An 18026-nucleotide genomic window follows, 5' to 3' on the forward strand; every position below is an offset into this window, starting at 1 on the left:
TTCCCGCCACTCTGCCCGGCGCTGCGCCGACGAGCGATTCCAAACCGCCAATCCCGACCGAGCCCTTTCATGACCGCATCCGCCCGTAGCTGTCTCACGATCGTCCTCGCCGCCGGTGAGGGCACGCGGATGCGCTCCGACATCCCCAAGGTGCTCCACAAGGTCGCCGGCCGCTCGTTGGTGGGCCACGTGCTTGCGACCGCGCTCGCCGCCGGCTCCGATGCGCTCGCGGTCGTCGTGGGGCCCGGCCGCGAGGACGTGGCGACCGAGGTCGCGGCGCTCGCGCCCGGCGCGCCGGTGTTCGTGCAGACCGAGCGGCGCGGCACCGCGCACGCGGTGCTCGCGGCGCGCGAGGCGCTGGCGGGCGGCTTCGACGACGTGCTCATCGTCTACGGCGACACGCCGCTGGTGCGGGCGGAGACGCTGAAGCGGCTGCGCGCCCCGCTCGCCCACGGCGCGGGCGTGGTTGTGCTCGGCTTCGAGGCCGGCGACCCGACCGGCTACGGCCGCCTGATCTCCGAGGGGAGCAACCTGGTGGCCATCCGCGAGGAGAAGGACGCGAGCGACGAGGAGCGCGCGATCAAGCTCTCCAACGGCGGGCTGATGGCGATCTCGGGCGCTTATGCGCTGGCGCTGCTCGAGGGCGTTGGAAACGCCAACGCCAAGGGCGAGTTCTACCTGACCGACGTGGTGGAGGGCGCGGTGCTCGCCGGCCTCGCGGTCGCGGTCGAGGCGGCGCCGGAGGCCGAGGTGCAGGGCGTCAACGACCGCGCCCAGCTCGCGGCCGTGGAGGCCGAGTTGCAACGCCGGCTCCGCGCGGCGGCGCTGGCGGGCGGCGCCACGCTGATCGCGCCCGAGACCGTGTTCTTCGCCCACGACACCCGGCTCGGCCGCGACGTGGTGGTGGAGCCCAACGTGGTGTTCGGCCCCGGCGTCGTGGTCGCCGACGGCGCGGTCATCCACGCCTTCAGCCATCTGGAGGGCGCCGAAGTCGGGGCAGGGGTCTCGGTCGGCCCCTTCGCGCGGCTCCGGCCCGGCGCGCGGCTGGCGGCGAAGTCCCGCGTCGGCAACTTCGTCGAGGTCAAGAACGCCGCGATCGGCGAGGGCGCCAAGCTCAACCATCTCGCTTACGTCGGCGACGCCGAGGTCGGCCCGCGCGCCAACCTCGGGGCGGGCACGATCACCTGCAACTACGACGGCGTGTCCAAGTTCCGCACCACGATCGGGGCCGACGCCTTCGTCGGCTCGAACTCGACGCTGGTCGCGCCCGTCACGATCGGCGACGGCGCCTATGTGGGCGCCGGCAGCGTGATCGTGGAGGAGGTGCCGGCCGACGCTCTCGCCATCGGCCGCGGACGCCAGGTCACCAAGGAAGGCCGCGGGGCGAAGCTCAGGGCCCTGCAGAAGGCGAAGAAGGGGAAGGCGGGGGCGTAAAGCGCGTCATCCCGGCCGAAGAGCCGGGATCGTCATCCGACGAAGGCGCCCCCATGGGCCGCCCTGAAGAACGATCCCGGCTCGGCCTGCGGCCGTCCGGGACGACGAGCGCCGCCACATCCCGAAACCAGCCGTGATTTCGCGCGGCCTTCAGCCGCCGCTAACGAGAAGCTGTTAGAAGCGGGCGGCGGGACGGCTTCAAGGAGCGTGCGGACGGCATGTGCGGCATCGTCGGAATTCTCGGCAAGGGCGACGTCGCCCCGCTTCTGGTCGACAGCCTCAAGCGGCTCGAATACCGCGGCTATGACAGCGCCGGCGTCGCGACGCTGGACGGCGGCCGGGTCGTGCGCGCGCGGGCGGAAGGCAAGCTCCGGAACCTCGAGGCCAAGCTGACGGCGACGCCGCTTCCCGGCCGCGTCGGCATCGGCCACACCCGCTGGGCGACCCACGGCGCGCCGACCGAGGCCAACGCGCATCCGCACGCCACCGACCGCGTCGCCGTGGTCCACAACGGCATCATCGAGAACTTCCGCGAGCTGCGCGCCGAGCTGGAGGCGGACGGCGCCGTGTTCCAGAGCCAGACCGACACCGAGGTCGTCGCCCATCTCGCCTCGCGCGAACTCGCGAACGGCGCGGCGCCCCGCGCCGCGGTGCAGGCGACGCTCAAGCGCCTGCGCGGCGCCTTCGCGCTCGCCTTCATCTTCGCCGGCGAAGACGACCTGATCATCGGCGCGCGCCGCGGCAGCCCGCTCGCGATCGGCCATGGCGAGGGCGAGAACTACCTCGGCTCCGACGCCATCGCGCTCGCGCCCTTCACCGACAGCGTGACCTATCTCGAGGACGGCGACTGGGTGGCGCTGACGCGCAACGCCGTCGAGATCTTCGACGAGAGCGGCGCGACGGTGGTGCGCGCCGGCACGCGCGCCGCGGCCGCCGCGGTCATGGTCGACAAGGGGAACCACCGGCACTTCATGGCGAAGGAGATCGCCGAGCAGCCGGAGGTCGTCGGCCACACGCTCGCCCGCTACGTCGACATGGCGAACGGCCGCATCCGGCTTCCCGAGGGCGCTGACGTCGATTTCTCCAGGCTCGACCGCCTCGCGATCTCGGCCTGCGGCACCGCCTATTACGCCGGGCTGGTGGCGCGCTACTGGTTCGAGAAGTTCGCGCGGCTTCCGGTCGACATCGACATCGCGTCGGAGTTCCGCTACCGCGAGCCGCCGCTGTCGCCGGGCGGGCTGGCGCTGCTCATCTCGCAGTCCGGCGAGACGGCGGACACGCTGGCCACGCTGCGGCACTGCCGCGCGCAGGGCATGCGCATCGGCGCGGTCGTCAACGTGCCGACCTCGACCATCGCCCGCGAGGCGGACCTGGTGTTCCCGACCGTCGCCGGCGTCGAGGTCGGCGTCGCCTCCACCAAGGCCTTCACCTGCCAGCTCAGCGTGCTGGCGGCGCTTGTCGTCAAGGCGGGGCGCGACCGCGGCGTGCTGTCGGAGGAGGACGAGAGCAAGCTCGTGGCGTCCCTCGTCGAGCTGCCGCGGCTGATGGTCGAGGCGCTCAGGCTGGAGCCCGAGATCGAGCGGCTCGCGCCGGCCTTCGCGAAGGCCCAGGACGTGCTCTACCTCGGCCGCGGCACCAGCTTCCCGATCGCGCTCGAAGGCGCGCTCAAGCTGAAGGAGATCTCCTACATCCACGCCGAGGGCTACGCCGCGGGCGAGCTGAAGCACGGGCCGATCGCGCTGGTCGACGAGAACATGCCGGTCGTGGTGCTCGCGCCCTTCGACCATCTGTTCGAAAAGACCGCCTCCAACATGCAGGAGGTCGCGGCGCGCGGCGGCAAGATCGTGCTGATCACCGACGAGGAGGGCGCGGCGCACGCCGGCGAGACCTTCGCGACGCTGGTCTGCCCCAAGGCCTACGCCTTCGTCAGCCCGATGCTCTACGCCCTGCCGATCCAGCTGCTCGCCTATCACACCGCGACCTTCATGGGCACGGACGTCGACCAGCCGCGCAACCTCGCGAAGTCCGTCACGGTGGAGTGACGCGGGGCGCCCGCGACCGGTCGAGCGCGGGCGCGATGGCTGCATCGAGCCCGCGGATCGCACAAATGCGATCTTGTCCGTGATCGATGTCTCAACGAAACGGAAACCAATCTGTCTCAGGGATCGCCTCCGATCGTCCCTTTAGGGTCGCTCCCGGCGGCGCGCGCCGACCCGCGCCTCTTGATGACGGAACCGCTCGATGACGAACCTGACCATACGCCAGCGGATCGTTATGAGTTTCCTGGCCGTGCTGGCGGTCCTCACCTGCATGGCGGCCGTCGGCTATGTCGGCCTGGAGGAGACGAAGCGACAGGCGACCGCGGTCGAACGGCACACCGTTCCCGCGCTGACCTCGAGCCTCCGCATGATGGCCGCGTGGACGGAGGCGCAAGGGCTGCTGCGTGACCTGGCGTCGCAGCCGACGCCGGCGGAGCGAAGCCGCGTCGCCGACGCCATCCTCAAGAACCGCGCGGGCGTCGAGCGCCTGATGTCGGCCTATCAGGAGACGGTCGACAGCGACCAGGACCGCCGCAACTACGACGCCCTGCGCGACCTCACCGGCCGGTTCTTCGAGCTCGAGGACGCCACGCTCGCCCGCGCGTCGGCCGCCGGCACGGAGGTCGATCTTCGCGCCCTGGTCGCGAGGGAGCTGGAGGCTCCGCTGGCAAAGATCCGCGCCGCGCTCGAGACGACCATCAGCTTCAACCAGAGCGAAGCCGACCATGAGACGCGGATGATCGTGTCCGCGGTGTCCGCCGCGGAGCTCGGCCTCGTCGTCGGCTTCCTCGTCGCGCTCGTCCTGTCGATCCTCTGCGGCTACGTGCTCTTCCGGTCGATCACGGTTCCGCTCGGCAAGCTGCTGCGGATGGTCGGGATCATGCGCGAGGGCGACTTCAGCGAGCGGTTGACGCTCTCCCGCCGGGACGAGTTCACCACCCTGGCCGACGGCTTCAACGCCATGGCGGACGAGCTGGCCGCGCTGATCGGCCAGGTCCAGCGGTCGAGCATCCAGGTCAACACCTCGATCACCGAGGTCGCCGCCACGTCCAAGGAGCAGCAGGCCACGGCGAGCGAGATCGCGGCGACCACTACGGAGATCGGCGCGACCGCGAAGGAGATCTCGGCCACCTCGAACGAGCTGGTGCGGACCATGGACGAGGTCTCGGCGGTCGCCGAGCAGACGGCGACCCTTGCGGGCGGCGGCCAGGCCGGGCTGTCGCGCATGGAGGGCACCATGCGCCACGTCATGGAGGCGGCCGGCGCGATCAACGCCAAACTCGCGGCGCTGAGCGAGAAGGCGAGCAACATCAACCAGGTCGTGACGACCATCACCAAGGTCGCCGACCAGACCAATCTCCTGTCGCTGAACGCGGCGATCGAGGCCGAGAAGGCGGGCCAGCACGGACGGGGCTTCGCGGTCGTCGCGACCGAGATCCGCAGGCTGGCGGATCAGACCGCGGCCTCGACCTACGACATCGAGCAGATCGTGAAGGACATCCAGTCCGCGGTGGCCGGCGGCGTGATGGGCATGGACAAGTTCTCGGAGGAGGTGCGGCGCGGCATGCTCGACGTGCAGCAGGTCGGCGGCCAGCTGTCCGAGATCATCCAGCAGGTGCAGGGGCTCGTGCCGCGCTTCGAAATCGCCAACGAAGGCATGCAGGCCCAGGCCGTCGGCGCGAGCCAGATCAGCGATGCGCTGTCGCAGCTCGGGGAGGCGGCGCAGCAGACGGTCGAGTCGCTGCAGCAGTCCACGCTCGCGATCGACGAGCTCAATCTGGTCTCGACCGGGCTTCGCAGCTCGATCGTCCGCTTCAAGCTGCGCGCCTGAGCGCCCGGGCCGGCCGTGCTGTTCCTGATGTTCCACATCGGCCGGGATCGCTTCGTCCTCGACGCCGAGCAGGTCGAGCGGGTGCTGCCGCTGATGGAGGCGAAGAGCCTGCCCGGCGCGCCTCCGGAGGTGGTCGGGATCATCAACTACCGCGGCGCGCCGACGCCTTTGATCGACCTCAGCCGCCTCGCGCTGGGGCGGCCGTCAGAGCGCGTGATGAGCACGCGGATCATCCTGGCGCGCTATCCCGGACGGGGGGAGGGCCATGACCGGCTGGCGCTCTGCGCCGAGCGGGTGATCAAGACGATCCACCGCGACCCCGCTGATTTCGTCGCGACCGGCGTCGAGGCCGGCTCGCCCGCCTACCTCGGGCCGGTCGCCTCCGACGCGGACGGCTTCATCCAGTGGATCCGGGTGGAAGCGCTGCTCGCGGACGAGGTCCGCAACCTCCTGTTCCAACGGGCGGGAGCGCCCGCATGATCCTGGACGAGGTCGGGCGGCTGCTTCGCGAGGAGATCGGCCTGCACGTCGCGAGCGTCGGCGGATCGGTGGTCCAGTACGCCGTGAAGACCCGCATGGCGGCCTGCGGCTTTCCCGAGCCGCTCGACTACCTCCAACGGCTTTCGAGCTCGCGGCAGGAAATGCAGGAGCTGATCAACGCAGTCATCATCCCGGAAACCTGGTTCTTCCGGGACCGCGAAGCCTTCGTCGCCATGGTCCGCCACGCCCGGGCGCGCCGCCGGCCGGGATCGCCTCTGCGCATGCTCAGCCTTCCCTGCTCCACCGGCGAGGAGCCCTATTCGCTCGCGATGGCGATGTTCGACGCGGGCTTCGCGGCGGCGGACTTCACGATCGACGGCGTCGACATCTCGACGCGGAACATCGCCGCGGCGACCCGCGCGGTCTATGGCCGGAACTCGTTTCGCGGGACCGACCTCGCGTTCCGCAGCCGCCATTTCGAGGCCGTCGAGGGCGGCCACCGGCCAAGCGCCGCCGTGCTCAACCAGGTGAAGTTCAAGGCCGGGAACTTGTTCGATCCCGCCGTGACGCCGCCGGTCGAAGCCTATGACGTCATCTTCTGCCGCAACCTCCTGATCTATTTCGACCGCGAGCTGCAGCAGCGCTCGATCGGCCGGCTTCGGCAGATGCTGGTTCCCGGCGGGCTCCTGCTGGTCGGCCCCGCGGAGTCGAGCCTGCCGACCCTCCATGGCTTCGTGTCCGCCCGCACCCCGCTCGCCTTCGCCTTCCACAAGCAGGACCCGGCGGTCGCCGAGCCGCGCCCCGGCCCGCCGCGACCGCGGCGCGCGTCTGCGCCGGTCGCCGCCCCGGGCGTCCGCTTAGGCGGCGTCCGGGCCCCGGCGGCGCCATTTGAGGCGGGTCCGAAGCCGATGGTCCAGCCGACGTCGCCCGCTGCGGCGAAGGACGCCTCCGAGCTGAGCCTGACGGCGATCCAGCGCGCGGCGGACGCCGGGCGGCTGGACGAAGCCAAGCGGGCGGCGCTCGCGCACCTCGCGGCGTTCGGGCCGTCCGCCGACGCCTACTACCTCCTTGGGCTCGCCCACGACGCCAGCCAGGCGATGGCCGAGGCGATCGAGAACTACCGCAAGGCGCTCTATCTTTCGCCGGACCACCGCGAGACGCTGGCGCACCTCGCGCTGGCGCTGGAGCGCCGGGGCGACGCGGCGGGAGCGAAGGTGCTGTCCGATCGCCTCGGCCGCATCGGGGATAGGAGCAGGAACCAATGACCGGCGCGAGCGGGGGCGGCAGGCCGGGCGGATCTCCCGCAGCCGCCGGAGGCGAGATCGCGGGCGGGCTGCTCGAGCGCCCGCTGCCGACGGGATACCTCGAGGAATGGGCGCGCCATTTCGCCGAACGCGCAGGCGAGGGCGCCGCGGAGGACGAGAGCGACGCCCGCGCGGCGCTGCTGTTCCGCATCGGCGATGAGTGGCTGGCCCTGCCGACCGATCACCTTCACGAGGTCGCGCAGCCGCGGCGCACGCACTCGCTTCCGCACCGGCGGGACGATCTGGTGCTCGGCATCGTCAACGTTCGCGGGGAGCTGCTCGTCTGCGTGTCGCTGTCCGCCCTGTTGGGGATTTCCGCCGGAGCCGCGGAGGCCGGCGAGCGGTCCAGGGCGGGGCCGCGGCTCGTGGTGATCGGACGCGACGGCCACCGCGTCGCCTTTCCGGTGGACGAGGTCCACGGCGTGCACCGCTACTCCGCGCGCGACGTCGTCGCCTTGCCGGCGACGATCGGCAAGGCCGTCTCCTCCTATGCCGTGGGGATGATCGCGTGGAAGGGCCGCGCGATCGGTCGGCTGGACGACGCGCTGATCCTCGAGACGCTCGATCGGAGCATGTCGTGAGCGGCGAGGACCTCAGCCAGTTCTCGATGCTGGACCTCTTCCGCGCCGAACTCGACGCGCAGTCTCAGGCGCTGACGGCCGGGCTGCTCGCCCTCGAGCGCGACCCCGTCGCGCCCGATCATCTCGAAAGCTGCATGCGGGCCGCGCATTCGCTGAAGGGCGCCGCCCGCATCATCGACCTCGATCCGGCGGTCCGCGTCGCCCACGCCATGGAGGAATGCCTCGTCGCGGCGCAGCACGGCCGGCTGGGCCTCACGCGCGACCACATCGACGCGCTGCTGAAGGGCGTCGACGTGCTTGGCGTCGCCGCCTCCGAGCCGCCGGCCGGCGGGGCGGGCGCGGAGCCGCAGATCGCTCTGTTTCTGCAGGCTCTGGAGCAGGCTTCGAACAGGGGAGCCGCGGCGGACGCGAGGCCCTCGAGCGAGCCCCAGGAGCAAATGGCGCCGGCCCTCTCCGCCTTGGAGCCTCCGCAAAGCGCGGCGGGGGCTGACCGCATGGTCCGCATCACCGCGCAGGCGATGACTAGGCTGCTGGGGCTTGCGGGCGAATCCCTGATGGAGGCGCGCCGTCTGCGCCCCTTCGCCGATCGCCTGGTGCGTCAGAAACGGCGTCACCGCGACCTCGCCAAGGCGGTGGACGGACTGCGGGCGGCGCTCGGGCCGATCGATCCGGACGACCGCGCCGCGCGCGCGCTCGCCGAGGTGCAGGACAAGCTCGCGCAGAGCGAGGACTTCTTCATCGAGCGCCTCGCCGAGCTCGACTCCATCGACCGACGCGCGACCGACCTCGCCAACCGGCTCTACACCGAGACCCTGTCGAGCCGCATGCGGCCGTTCGAGGACGGCGTGCGGCACTTCTCGCGCGCCGTGCGCGACCTCGCGCGGTCGTTGGGCAAGGAGGCCCGGCTGGAGATCGTCGGCGGCGGGGCCGGCATCGACCGCGACATCCTCGACCAGCTCGACGCGCCCCTCGGCCACCTCTTGCGCAACGCCGTCGACCACGGCCTCGAGACCCCGGAGGAGCGCGTCGCGGCGGGCAAGCCCCGCGAGGGCGTGATCCGGCTCGAGGCCCGGCACCACGCCGGGCTGCTCCAGGTGATCGTCGCCGACGACGGCCAGGGCGTCGACGTCGAGCGGGTGCGGGCCGCGGTGCTGGCCAACGGCCTGGTGACGGAAGAGACGGTCGGCGACCTCGGCGAGGCGGAGCTGCTCGAGTTCCTGTTCCTGCCGGGCTTCTCGATGAAGACGACGGTGAGCGACGTCTCCGGCCGCGGCGTGGGGCTCGACGCCGTGCAGAGCATGGTCAAGCAGGTTCGCGGATTGACCACGGTGTCGTCCACCCCCGGCGAGGGCGCCCAGTTCCAGCTGCAGCTTCCGCTGACGCTTTCGGTGATCCGGACCCTGCTTGTGGAGATCGCCGACGAGCCCTACGCGCTTCCGCTCGCGGGGATCACCCGCACGCTGAAGCTCCCCCGCGCGGACATCGAGCTGCTGGAGGGCCGGCCGCATTTCCGGTTCGGCGAGCGGCAGGTCGGGCTGATCACCGCGCACGAGATCCTCGGCCGCGGCGACGCGCGGCCGGACGCGGCCGAGCTGTCCGTCGTGGTCCTCGGCGACGGCGAGACCTCCTACGGCCTGATCGTGGACCGCTTCCTCGGCGAGCGGGAGCTCGTCGTGCGGCCGCTCGACCCCCGGCTCGCGAAGGTGAAGGACATCAGCGCCGCCGCCCTGATCGAGGACGGCTCGCCGGTGCTGATCATCGACGTCGACGACCTGCTCCGCTCGGCCGAGAAGATCGCGTCGTCGGGCCGGCTCCGCACGCTGCAGCGCGCGTCGGCCGCGGCGGACCGCGCGCGGCGCAAGCGCGTGCTGGTCGTGGACGACTCGCTCACGGTCCGCGAGCTCGAACGCAAGATCCTCGACCACCACGGCTACGAAGTGGAGGTGGCGGTCGACGGCATGGACGGCTGGAACGTCGTGCGGTCCGAGCCGTTCGATCTGGTGGTGACCGACATCGACATGCCCCGCATGGACGGCATCGAACTCGTCACGCTGATCAAGCGCGACGCCCGGCTGCGGAGCGTGCCCGTGATGATCGTCTCCTACAAGGACCGCGAGGAGGACCGCCGGCGCGGTCTGGACGCGGGCGCGGACTACTACCTCACGAAGGGCAGCTTCCACGACGACACGCTGATCCACGCCGTGGTCGACCTCGTCGGTCCGGCGTCGGGGTGAGCGCGCGGCGGGGAACGGGGTCCATAGTCTCAGGGAACAGGGCATGAGGATCGGCGTCGTCAACGACCTGCCGATGGCGGTGGAGCTGCTCCGCCGGATCGTCGTCTCGGCGCCCAGCCATGAGCTCGCCTGGACCGCGGCCAACGGACGCGAGGCGGTGGAGGCCTGCCGGCGCGACCGGCCGGACCTCGTGCTGATGGATCTGACCATGCCGGAGATGGGCGGCGTCGAGGCGACGCGCCAGATCATGGCGGAGACGCCGTGCCCAATCCTGCTGGTCACCGCGAGCGTCGACGCCAACGTGCCCGGAGTGTTCGAGGCCATGGGCCACGGCGCTCTCGACGCGGTCGACCTGCCGTCGGTCGGGCCGGGCGAGACCTTCGGGTCGCAGGTCTCGCTGCTCCTGGCGAAGATCACGATGATCGGCAAGTTGACGGGCGAGCCTCTGCGCCCGCGGCGGCGGACTGACGACGAGGCCGCCGCCGCGCGGTCGGCGCGCAAGCTCGTCGTCATCGGCGCCTCCGCCGGCGGCCCGGCCGCCGTCGCGACCCTCTTGGGAGGATTGCCTGAAGATTTTCCTGCCGCTCTGGTGCTGGTCCAGCACGTCGACGCGAAGTTCGCCTCGGGGCTGGCCGACTGGCTGGGGCTGCACACCAAACTGGAGGTTCGGCCAGCGCGGGAAGGCGATTGTCCCAAAGTGGGAGCTGTGCTCGTCGCCGCGACCAGCGACCACCTTGTATTCAAGTCGTCGTCCGAACTAAGCTACGTCTCGGAGCCGCGTGATTACCCATATCGGCCGTCTGTAGACGTGTTCTTCGAAAGCGTTGCAACCAAATGGCAAGGCCAAGTGTTTGGCGTATTGCTTACCGGGATGGGCCGGGACGGAGCGCGCGGGCTAAAATCACTTCGGGACAAGAATCATCTCACTATTGCGCAGGACCAGGCCACCAGCGCGGTCTACGGCATGCCGAAAGCCGCCGCCGCGCTTGGAGCCGCCGTCGAGATCCTGCCGCTTGGCGCGATCGCGCCGCGGCTGGTCGCGGCCTGCGCGCTGAAAGCCTGAAAGGCCGCCGTATGACCCAGGACCAAGATCCCATCGCGATGGTCGTGCCGCCGGCGGCGGACAACTATCTCTCGATGGTGCTGCTGGTGGACGACCAGGTGCTGATCTGCGAGGCCGTGCGGCGGGCGCTGGCCGAAGAGCCGGACATGGATCTCCACTACTGCACCAACTCCCGCGACGCGGTCCGCACCGCCCAGGACCTGAAGCCGACGGTGATCCTGCAGGACCTCGTCATGCCGGGAATCGACGGGCTCGATCTGCTGCGGACGTACCGGGCGACGCCGTCGTTGCACGCGGTTCCGGTCATCGTCCTGTCCGCGAAGGACGAGGCGAGCACCAAGAGCGAGGCGTTCCGCGCCGGCGCGAACGACTATCTCGTCAAGCTCCCGGATCGGATCGAGCTGATCGCGCGCATTCGCCACCAGACCCGCGCCTACCTCGACCACGTCCAGCGCGACGCGGCCTACAGCGCGCTGCGCGAGAGCCAGCGCCAGCTGATGAACGCCAATCTGGAGCTTCAAAGGCTGACGCAGATCGACGGCCTGACCAACCTCGGCAACCGTCGTTACTTCAACGAATACATGCAGGCGGAATGGCGCCGGGCGCTTCGCAGCGAGGCGTCGATCGCGGTGCTGATGATCGATGTCGATCGTTTCAAGGGCTACAACGACGCCTACGGCCACCTGGCGGGGGACGAGGTCCTGAAGCGGCTCGCCGCGGTCATCAACACCGGCGCGAGCCGCGCCAGCGACCTCGCGGCGCGCTTCGGCGGCGAGGAGTTCATCGTTGTCCTGCCCGGGGCGACGATCGACGGGGCCGGCGCGGTGGCTGACCGCCTGGTTCGAAGCGTGCGCGATCTCGGCATTTCTCATGGCGAGGGGGTGGTCACAATCAGCGTGGGCGTCGCCGCCATGGTTCCAGGCGTCGGCACATCCGCGCGCGACCTCGTCAACGCGGCCGACGTCGCGCTTTTCCGCGCCAAGGAGGCGGGGCGGGACAGGGTGGAGCCGCACATCGCGGCCTGAGACGCGCCAGCGCCGGGCGTTGGTCTCCGCGACGGCGCCGCGCCTCGTCGCAGGAAACCGTTCGCCTTTGGCCCCGCCGCGCGTTCGTGGTAGGGCAGGATGACGGCTGACAGGGGGCGAAGTCGTGGCGGCTAGGCGGAGACCGGGGGATGCGTTGCGCGGGCTGCTGCTCGCGTATCTGCTCGTCCTCCAGGCTGCGCTCGGCGGTCTCGCTCTCGGGTCTCAGCCCGTGGTCGCCGCTCCCCTGGCGGACGTCCATTGCGGATCCTATAGCGGACCCATCGAAGGGTCGGGGAAGGGCCACGCGGCGCTTCCCGGCTGCTGCGTCGCCGGCTGCCTGATGCTGGGCGCCGCCATGGCGCCGCCGCCGTCGTTTCCTGCGACGCCCATCGCGAGCGACGACCACATCGTCCGCGCGTCCGCCGAGGCTCAGGCCGCCGCGCCCGCCGTCTTCGAACGCTCTCCACGCAGCACGCGAGGCCCACCGGCCAAGGCCTGACGCGCGCGGCCCCGGGCCGCGCGTCTCCTGCCAGCCGTCAGCCCAGCCGCGCGACCCGACCGTCGGCGGCCCCGTCTTCGCGTGGAGCTTCCCGTGCCTCGTTTTCTGTCCGCGTCGGCGCCTTTCGGCGCGCGGCGACCCGCCCTCATGTCGTCGACCGCCTATCGCGCGGTCGTGCTCGCCACCCTCGGCGCGGCCTCGATCTCCGCCGCCTCCGCTGAAGACGGCGGGACGATCGCCCTCGACGAAATCAGCGTCCAGGGCGAAGGCTCCGCCGTCGACGACGGGTCGCCTGCCCAGATCCTCAAGCGCAGCACGGAGGCTGCGAGCCGGTTGGGCCTCACGGTGCGTGAGACGCCCGCGACCGTGAACGTCATTACACAGGAGCGCCTGCAGGAGCAGGGCAGCCGCTCGCTGATCGAGGCCTACATGTCGGCGCCGGGCGTCGTCGCCGGCAACCTGCCGGGCGAGCCCGGCGTCACCGCCATCCGCGGCTTCTCGCGCGGCGCGGTGGGCTACTCGATCGACGGCGTCCGCTCGATCGACCCGCTGATCGCCTCGCGCAACTACGACAGCTACAGCTTCGACCGCATCGAGATCCTGAAGGGGCCGGCCTCGGTGGTGAGCGGCGCCGGGGCGCTGGCGGGCACGATCAACCTCGTCACCCGCAAGCCGGAACTGGGCGTGACCAAGGCCGACGCCCTGCTGAGCTACGGCTCGTTCGACACCCTCCGCGCCGGCGCCTCGTTCAACGCAGCCGTCTCCGAGAACGCCGCCGCGAGCGCGAGCGTGCTCTACGGCCGCTCCGGCGGCTACGTGAACGACGCCGACAGCGAGAACGTGCAGGTCACCACCGGCCTCACGCTGAAGCCGACCGACCGCCTGACGATCACCGCGGCCTTCGACTACTTTCGCGACGATTTCTCGACCGCATACTTCGGCACCCCGCTGGTTCCCCGCGGCGTCGCCCGCGATCCGAGCGGCGTGGTCTCCAGCGGCGACCAGGGTCTCGTGCTCGACAAGTCGATCTGGAAGAAAAACTACAACGTCGACGACGGCGTGATGAAGTCCGACGCGATCTGGGCGCGGACCGGCGCCGCGTTCCAGCTCACCGACCAGTGGACGTTGAAGAACGATTTCGCCTTCTACAGCGCCGACCGGCTGTGGCGGAACTCGGAGGACTACACGTACGACGCCGCGACTAAGAAGCTAAACCGAGGTTTGACCTACATCAGCCACAACCAGCAATCTTGGACAAATCGGACATCCGCCAATTTTGACGGCGAGATCGGCGGACGGCGGAACCGCTTCACGGTCGGCTTCGAGTACATGCGGACCGAGTTCGGTTCGAAGCGGCGGTTCGACGACACCTTCGAACTGATCGACCCCGTCGATCCGTTTAGTTTCGACCGCGGACGCTTCCCGGACACGTCGGGCTTTGAGACACGCCAGAACTTTGACAGCACGGTCGACAACACGGCGGTGTTCCTCGAAAACGCGCTGAACATCACGCCGGAATGGATCGTGGTTGGCGGCTTGCGCCGGGAGTGGATCGATCTCGACCGGAAGGTCCACGATCTGAACGCCGGAACGAGGTCGACGTTTGGCAACAATTACTCGCCCACCACGTGGCGGTTTGGCACGGTGTACGACCTGACGCCGGAAGTCAGCCTGTTCGGCCAGTACACGACCGCCATTACCCCTGTAAGCGCCCTACTGCTTTCGAATTCCGCTCGGGCGGAGTTCAAGCTCACAAAAGGCCGTTCTGTCGAAGCCGGCGTGAAGACGACGCTCTGGAACGAGCGGCTCGTTGCGACGGCCTCCGTCTATCAGATCGACCAGGACAACATCCTCACGCGTGACCCGACCAATTCGAGCCTCACCATCCAGGGCGGCAGCCAGCGCTCCCGCGGCGTCGAATTCGACGTCGCGGTGACGATCACGGACCAGTGGAAAATCAACGCCAACGCCGCGATCCTGCAGGCGGAGTTCACCGAACTCCGGGAGTCGGTCGAACAGCCCGACGGGACGTTTAAGTCCGTGAGCCGCAAGGGCAACCGCCCGCTCAACGTCCCGGAGCAGACGTTCAACCTCTGGACCACCTACCGGCTGGCGTCGGTCCCGGTCACCTTCGGCGCGGGCGTCCGCTATGTCGGCGACTTCTACACCGACAACGCCAACACCATCCGCGTGGACGGCCGCACGCTGCTCGACGCCTCGATCGCCTACGACGTGCCCGTCGGCGGCACGCTCACCCTGCGCGGCCGCAACCTGACCAACAAGTTCTACGCGGAGTGGTCAGGCTACAGCTCCACCCAGGTCTATGTCGGCGCGCCGCGCAGCTTCGACGTCACCTACAGCGTGAAGTTCTGAGGGAGGCGACGATGGGCTGGCTCTCGAATCCTGCGACCTACCGCGCCGTCTGGCGCTGGCATTTTTACGCCGGGCTCATCGTCGCCCCGTTCCTGCTGATCCTGAGCGTGACGGGCGCGATCTACCTGTTCAACGACGAGATCAACGACGTCCTTCATGCGGAAAAGCGCATCGTCGCGCCCCATGGGGAGACCTTGCCGCTGAGCCGCTTGATCGCCGCCGCTGAAGCGAGCGTTTCCGGAGGGAAGGCGACGCGCATCGACACCTGGAGCGCGCCCGACCGGAGCGCCCAGGTCTTCGTCACGGCCGGCGACGGGACGGCGCTCCGGGCTTTTGTCGATCCGGGGACCGGCGCCCCGCTCGGCGCTTACGTCTACGAGCGCACGCTGGTGGGCTTCGCCGACCGCTTCCACGGCTCGCTGATGCTGGGGACCTTCGGAGACGGCGTGGTGGAGCTCGCCGCCTGCTGGGGCGTCGTGCTGATCGTCACCGGGCTCTACCTCTGGTGGCCGCGCGGCGTCCGCGGGGTCGCGGAGGCGCTGACGCCGCGGCTCCGCGCGCGGGGGCGACCGTTCTGGAAGAGCCTGCATGCGGTGATCGGCGTCTGGACCGCAGGGCTGATCCTGTTCCTGATCCTCACGGGCCTGCCCTGGGCCAACGTCTGGGGCACGCTGCTCAGGGCCGGGACCGAAGTGGCGGGGGTGGGCTATCCCACCAGCCACCGCAACCACGGCTCCGTCCCGGCCTCGGGCCAGACCTTGAAGCAGGCGACCGGCGAGGCGCCCTGGACGCTCGAAAACGCGCCGATGCCGTCCTCCGGCGACCACGCCGCCCATCATGGCGCGGCCCACGCCCCGCCAGCCGACCCCGAGGCGCAGCCGATCGGCGTCGACCGCGCCGCGGAAGTTCTGGCCGCGGCAGGCATGACGCATCCATATCGGCTGTCGCTGCCGAACGGCCCGGCCGGGGTGTTCTCCGCCTACACCTACCCCGACCAGCCGGAGGGGCAGCGCACGATCCAGATCGACCAGTACTCCGGCCGCATCCTCAATGACGTCGGCTTCAAGGACTACGGGTCGGCGGCGAAGGCGGTGGAGCTCGGCGTCCAGTTGCACATGGGGAACTACTTCGGCTGGGCGAACCAGATCGTGATGCTGTTCGCCTGCCTCGGCGCGGCCGCGCTGTCGATCACCGGCCCCGTGATGTGGTGGCGCCGCCGGCCGGTGGGCGGCCTCGGCGCGCCGCGTCCGCTGGCGCCCGCCCGGGCGCGGACGGTCGCGCTCATCACGCTCGCGCTCGGCGTCGCGTTCCCGCTGGCGGGCGCCTCGCTGCTGGCGGCGCTGGCGATCGACCGCTGGGCGGGAAGGCGCCGAGCGGAAGGCTGATCCCGCCCGGCGCCGTGAACCGGCGGTTACCCCGGCGTTAACCCGCCGGCTCGTTTCGGCGTCAGAACTGGACGCCGCGCGTCAACGCGCCGTCGACCACGAGGTTCGATCCGGTGATGAAGCTCGCGGCGGGGCTCGCGAGGAAGACGGCGGCGTTCGCCATCTCCTGCGGCGTTCCCATCCGGCCGGTCGGGTTCAGCGCGAGCGCGGTCGCGAACAGCTCCGGGTTGCCGGTTTCGATCTGCTCCCAGACGCCGCCCTTGAAGTAGGTGTTGCCCGGCGAGACGCTGTTCGCCCTGATGTTCTTGGCCGCGAGCTGGTAGGCGACGCCTTGCGTATAGTGGATCAGCGCCGCCTTGAACGTCCCGTAGGGACCCGCCGCGAAGTCGATCTCGCGGCCCGAGACGCTCGAAATCGTGACGATCGCCGCGGCCGAGCTGGCCTCCAGATGGGGCAGGGCGGCGTCGACGAGCCGCACCGTTCCCATCATGTCGGTGGCGAACGACGCCTGCCAGCTCGCCTCGTCGTTCCCGATCGCGAGCGCGCTGACGTTCGCGACCACAATGTCGACCCCTCCGAATTCCGCCGCGGTCGCCTCCACCCAGGCCGCGACCGCCGCGCCGTCGGCGACGTCGAGCGCCCGGCCGAGCGTCTTCACGCCCGTCCGGGCGAGCTCCGCCGCGGCGGTCTCGACCTCGGCGGCGTTGCGCGCGCAGATCGAGACGTTGGCGCCTTCGGCGGCGAGCGTCTCGGCGATGGCGCGGCCGATGCCCTTGGTCCCGCCGGAGACCAAGGCGTTGAGCCCCTTGAGCTTCAGGTCCATGGCCGCGCCCTCAGATGACGGATTTCGGGAGCATCATGTGGATGCCTTTGTTGCCGTCGACGAGCTGCGTCACCCGCAGGTTTCCGGCCAGCGAACACAGCATGTAGGCCTGGTTGCGGGACAGGTTCGAGCGCAGGCAGACGTGATGCACCATCTCGCGCACCGCCTGCTTGGCCGCGTCGTCCAGGTCCTCGTCGAGGCCGATCGACATCAGGTGCGTCTCGGTCTCGGCGAAGGGGAAGTCGATCGCCATGTCCTTCCGGACGGTGAGCCGGAACGTGCCTTCGATGCCCATCTCGAGCGCCGTGATGCAGACCTCGCCGTCGCCCTGCACGCCGTGGCCGTCGCCGGCGAAGAACAGCGCGCCCTCGTTGAAGACGGGCAGGTAGAGCGTCGTGCCCTCCTTCAGCTCCTTGTTGTCCATGTTGCCGCCGAAGGCGCGCGGCACGGGCGAGCCGCAGCGGCCCCAGGCCGGCGGCGGGGCGACGCCCAGAATCCCGAAGAACGGATCGAGCGGCACGTCCACGCCCCAGGGCAGGGTGCAGACGTTCTTCCCCGTGTCGATCGCCGGGTGAATCGTCTCGTAGTCGGTGAATTCGTCCGGCAGCGTTCCGAGCAGCGGAAGGATGGCGACGAAGCCCCAGTCCATCGTCGGCTTGGCCGAAAGGATCTCCACCTGCAGCGTGTCGCCGGGCTCGGCGCCCTCGACATAGACCGGGCCGGTGATGAAGTGCGGTCCGCCGCCCTGGGTCAGCGTGTCGAGCGCCGCCATGTAGTCGGCCGGCACGCGCGAGGCGTCGGGCGGGAGGCACTCCTTGCCGCCGGCCGGGAACGAGGTGAGCGTCACCGTATCGCCGGACGCGATCTTCACGACAGGCTTCAGCGCCGAGTCGAGATAGCCCCAGACCATGTTTTCGGGCGCGGACGAGATGACGTGGTGCTTGGACATGCGTGC

General features: G+C 70.2%; 14 protein-coding genes. 12 read left to right on the plus strand and 2 right to left on the minus strand.

Annotation, left to right across the window (positions count from 1 at the left end):
• The first annotated feature begins 69 nt into the window (after window positions 1–69).
• The 12 genes from glmU to K244_RS0102830 all read left to right on the plus strand — a co-directional run bounded on the left by glmU (window position 70) and on the right by K244_RS0102830 (window position 16248).
• The gene (glmU, locus tag K244_RS0102775; RefSeq protein ID WP_036305416.1) at window positions 70–1434 is read left to right on the plus strand and encodes a bifunctional UDP-N-acetylglucosamine diphosphorylase/glucosamine-1-phosphate N-acetyltransferase GlmU; all 1365 of its coding nucleotides are present in this window, start codon (window positions 70–72) and stop codon (window positions 1432–1434) included.
• Window positions 1435–1652: 218 nt separating this feature from the next.
• Window positions 1653–3476, plus strand: coding sequence for a glutamine--fructose-6-phosphate transaminase (isomerizing) (gene glmS / locus K244_RS0102780; protein WP_020184719.1), 1824 nt, complete (start codon window positions 1653–1655; stop codon window positions 3474–3476).
• Between the two features lie 199 nt (window positions 3477–3675).
• Window positions 3676–5304 (plus strand): methyl-accepting chemotaxis protein, encoded by a 1629-nt coding sequence (locus K244_RS0102785; protein WP_020184720.1) that lies wholly within the window; start codon window positions 3676–3678, stop codon window positions 5302–5304.
• A 15-nt stretch (window positions 5305–5319) separates the two neighbouring features.
• Entirely contained in the window at window positions 5320–5784 is a 465-nt protein-coding gene (locus K244_RS0102790; RefSeq protein ID WP_020184721.1) for a chemotaxis protein CheW, read from the plus strand.
• Window positions 5781–7049 (plus strand): CheR family methyltransferase, encoded by a 1269-nt coding sequence (locus tag K244_RS0102795; RefSeq protein WP_020184722.1) that lies wholly within the window; start codon window positions 5781–5783, stop codon window positions 7047–7049. Before K244_RS0102790 ends, K244_RS0102795 begins: the two co-directional genes overlap by 4 nt.
• Complete coding sequence (locus tag K244_RS0102800) at window positions 7046–7669, plus strand: chemotaxis protein CheW (protein WP_020184723.1); 624 nt, start codon at window positions 7046–7048, stop codon at window positions 7667–7669. Before K244_RS0102795 ends, K244_RS0102800 begins: the two co-directional genes overlap by 4 nt.
• The gene (locus K244_RS0102805; protein ID WP_020184724.1) at window positions 7666–9903 is read left to right on the plus strand and encodes a hybrid sensor histidine kinase/response regulator; all 2238 of its coding nucleotides are present in this window, start codon (window positions 7666–7668) and stop codon (window positions 9901–9903) included. Before K244_RS0102800 ends, K244_RS0102805 begins: the two co-directional genes overlap by 4 nt.
• A 43-nt stretch (window positions 9904–9946) precedes the next feature.
• Window positions 9947–10966 (plus strand): chemotaxis response regulator protein-glutamate methylesterase, encoded by a 1020-nt coding sequence (locus K244_RS0102810; RefSeq protein ID WP_020184725.1) that lies wholly within the window; start codon window positions 9947–9949, stop codon window positions 10964–10966.
• Window positions 10967–10977: 11 nt separating this feature from the next.
• Window positions 10978–11991, plus strand: a complete 1014-nt coding sequence (locus tag K244_RS0102815) for a diguanylate cyclase (RefSeq protein ID WP_020184726.1) — start codon at window positions 10978–10980, stop codon at window positions 11989–11991.
• Between the two features lie 154 nt (window positions 11992–12145).
• A complete protein-coding gene (locus K244_RS22515; RefSeq protein WP_020184727.1) occupies window positions 12146–12490 on the plus strand; it encodes a hypothetical protein in 345 nt (114 codons plus the stop codon).
• A gap of 147 nt (window positions 12491–12637) precedes the next feature.
• On the plus strand, window positions 12638–14863 hold the full coding sequence (locus K244_RS0102825) for a TonB-dependent siderophore receptor (RefSeq protein ID WP_020184728.1): 2226 nt from the start codon (window positions 12638–12640) through the stop codon (window positions 14861–14863).
• 11 nt (window positions 14864–14874) lie between these two features.
• Window positions 14875–16248, plus strand: a complete 1374-nt coding sequence (locus K244_RS0102830) for a PepSY domain-containing protein (RefSeq protein ID WP_020184729.1) — start codon at window positions 14875–14877, stop codon at window positions 16246–16248.
• A gap of 61 nt (window positions 16249–16309) precedes the next feature.
• Here the strand turns inward: K244_RS0102830 and K244_RS0102835 are convergent, their stop codons facing one another.
• Both K244_RS0102835 and K244_RS0102840 read right to left on the minus strand, forming a co-directional pair.
• Window positions 16310–17071: an SDR family oxidoreductase gene (locus K244_RS0102835; protein ID WP_020184730.1), complete on the minus strand. Its 762-nt coding sequence runs from the start codon at window positions 17069–17071 to the stop codon at window positions 16310–16312.
• 10 nt (window positions 17072–17081) lie between these two features.
• A complete protein-coding gene (locus K244_RS0102840; protein ID WP_020184731.1) occupies window positions 17082–18020 on the minus strand; it encodes an acetamidase/formamidase family protein in 939 nt (312 codons plus the stop codon).
• Window positions 18021–18026 lie beyond the last annotated feature (6 nt).

The sequence above is a fragment of the Methylopila sp. 73B genome (assembly GCF_000526315.1).
Lineage (GTDB): Bacteria > Pseudomonadota > Alphaproteobacteria > Rhizobiales > Methylopilaceae > Methylopila.

Excerpts from the sequence above, each read along its gene's own strand:
- glmU (WP_036305416.1), top strand. The coding sequence starts at position 70 with ATGACCGCATCCGCCCGTAGCTGTCTCACGATCGTCCTCGCCGCCGGT.
- glmS (WP_020184719.1), top strand. The coding sequence starts at position 1,653 with ATGTGCGGCATCGTCGGAATTCTCGGCAAGGGCGACGTCGCCCCGCTT.
- K244_RS0102795 (WP_020184722.1), top strand. The coding sequence starts at position 5,781 with ATGATCCTGGACGAGGTCGGGCGGCTGCTTCGCGAGGAGATCGGCCTG.
- K244_RS0102815 (WP_020184726.1), top strand. The coding sequence starts at position 10,978 with ATGACCCAGGACCAAGATCCCATCGCGATGGTCGTGCCGCCGGCGGCG.
- K244_RS0102840 (WP_020184731.1), bottom strand. The coding sequence starts at position 18,020 with ATGTCCAAGCACCACGTCATCTCGTCCGCGCCCGAAAACATGGTCTGG.
- K244_RS0102835 (WP_020184730.1), bottom strand. The coding sequence starts at position 17,071 with ATGGACCTGAAGCTCAAGGGGCTCAACGCCTTGGTCTCCGGCGGGACC.
- K244_RS0102810 (WP_020184725.1), top strand. The coding sequence starts at position 9,947 with ATGAGGATCGGCGTCGTCAACGACCTGCCGATGGCGGTGGAGCTGCTC.
- K244_RS0102785 (WP_020184720.1), top strand. The coding sequence starts at position 3,676 with ATGACGAACCTGACCATACGCCAGCGGATCGTTATGAGTTTCCTGGCC.
- K244_RS0102830 (WP_020184729.1), top strand. The coding sequence starts at position 14,875 with ATGGGCTGGCTCTCGAATCCTGCGACCTACCGCGCCGTCTGGCGCTGG.
- K244_RS0102825 (WP_020184728.1), top strand. The coding sequence starts at position 12,638 with ATGTCGTCGACCGCCTATCGCGCGGTCGTGCTCGCCACCCTCGGCGCG.
- K244_RS0102800 (WP_020184723.1), top strand. The coding sequence starts at position 7,046 with ATGACCGGCGCGAGCGGGGGCGGCAGGCCGGGCGGATCTCCCGCAGCC.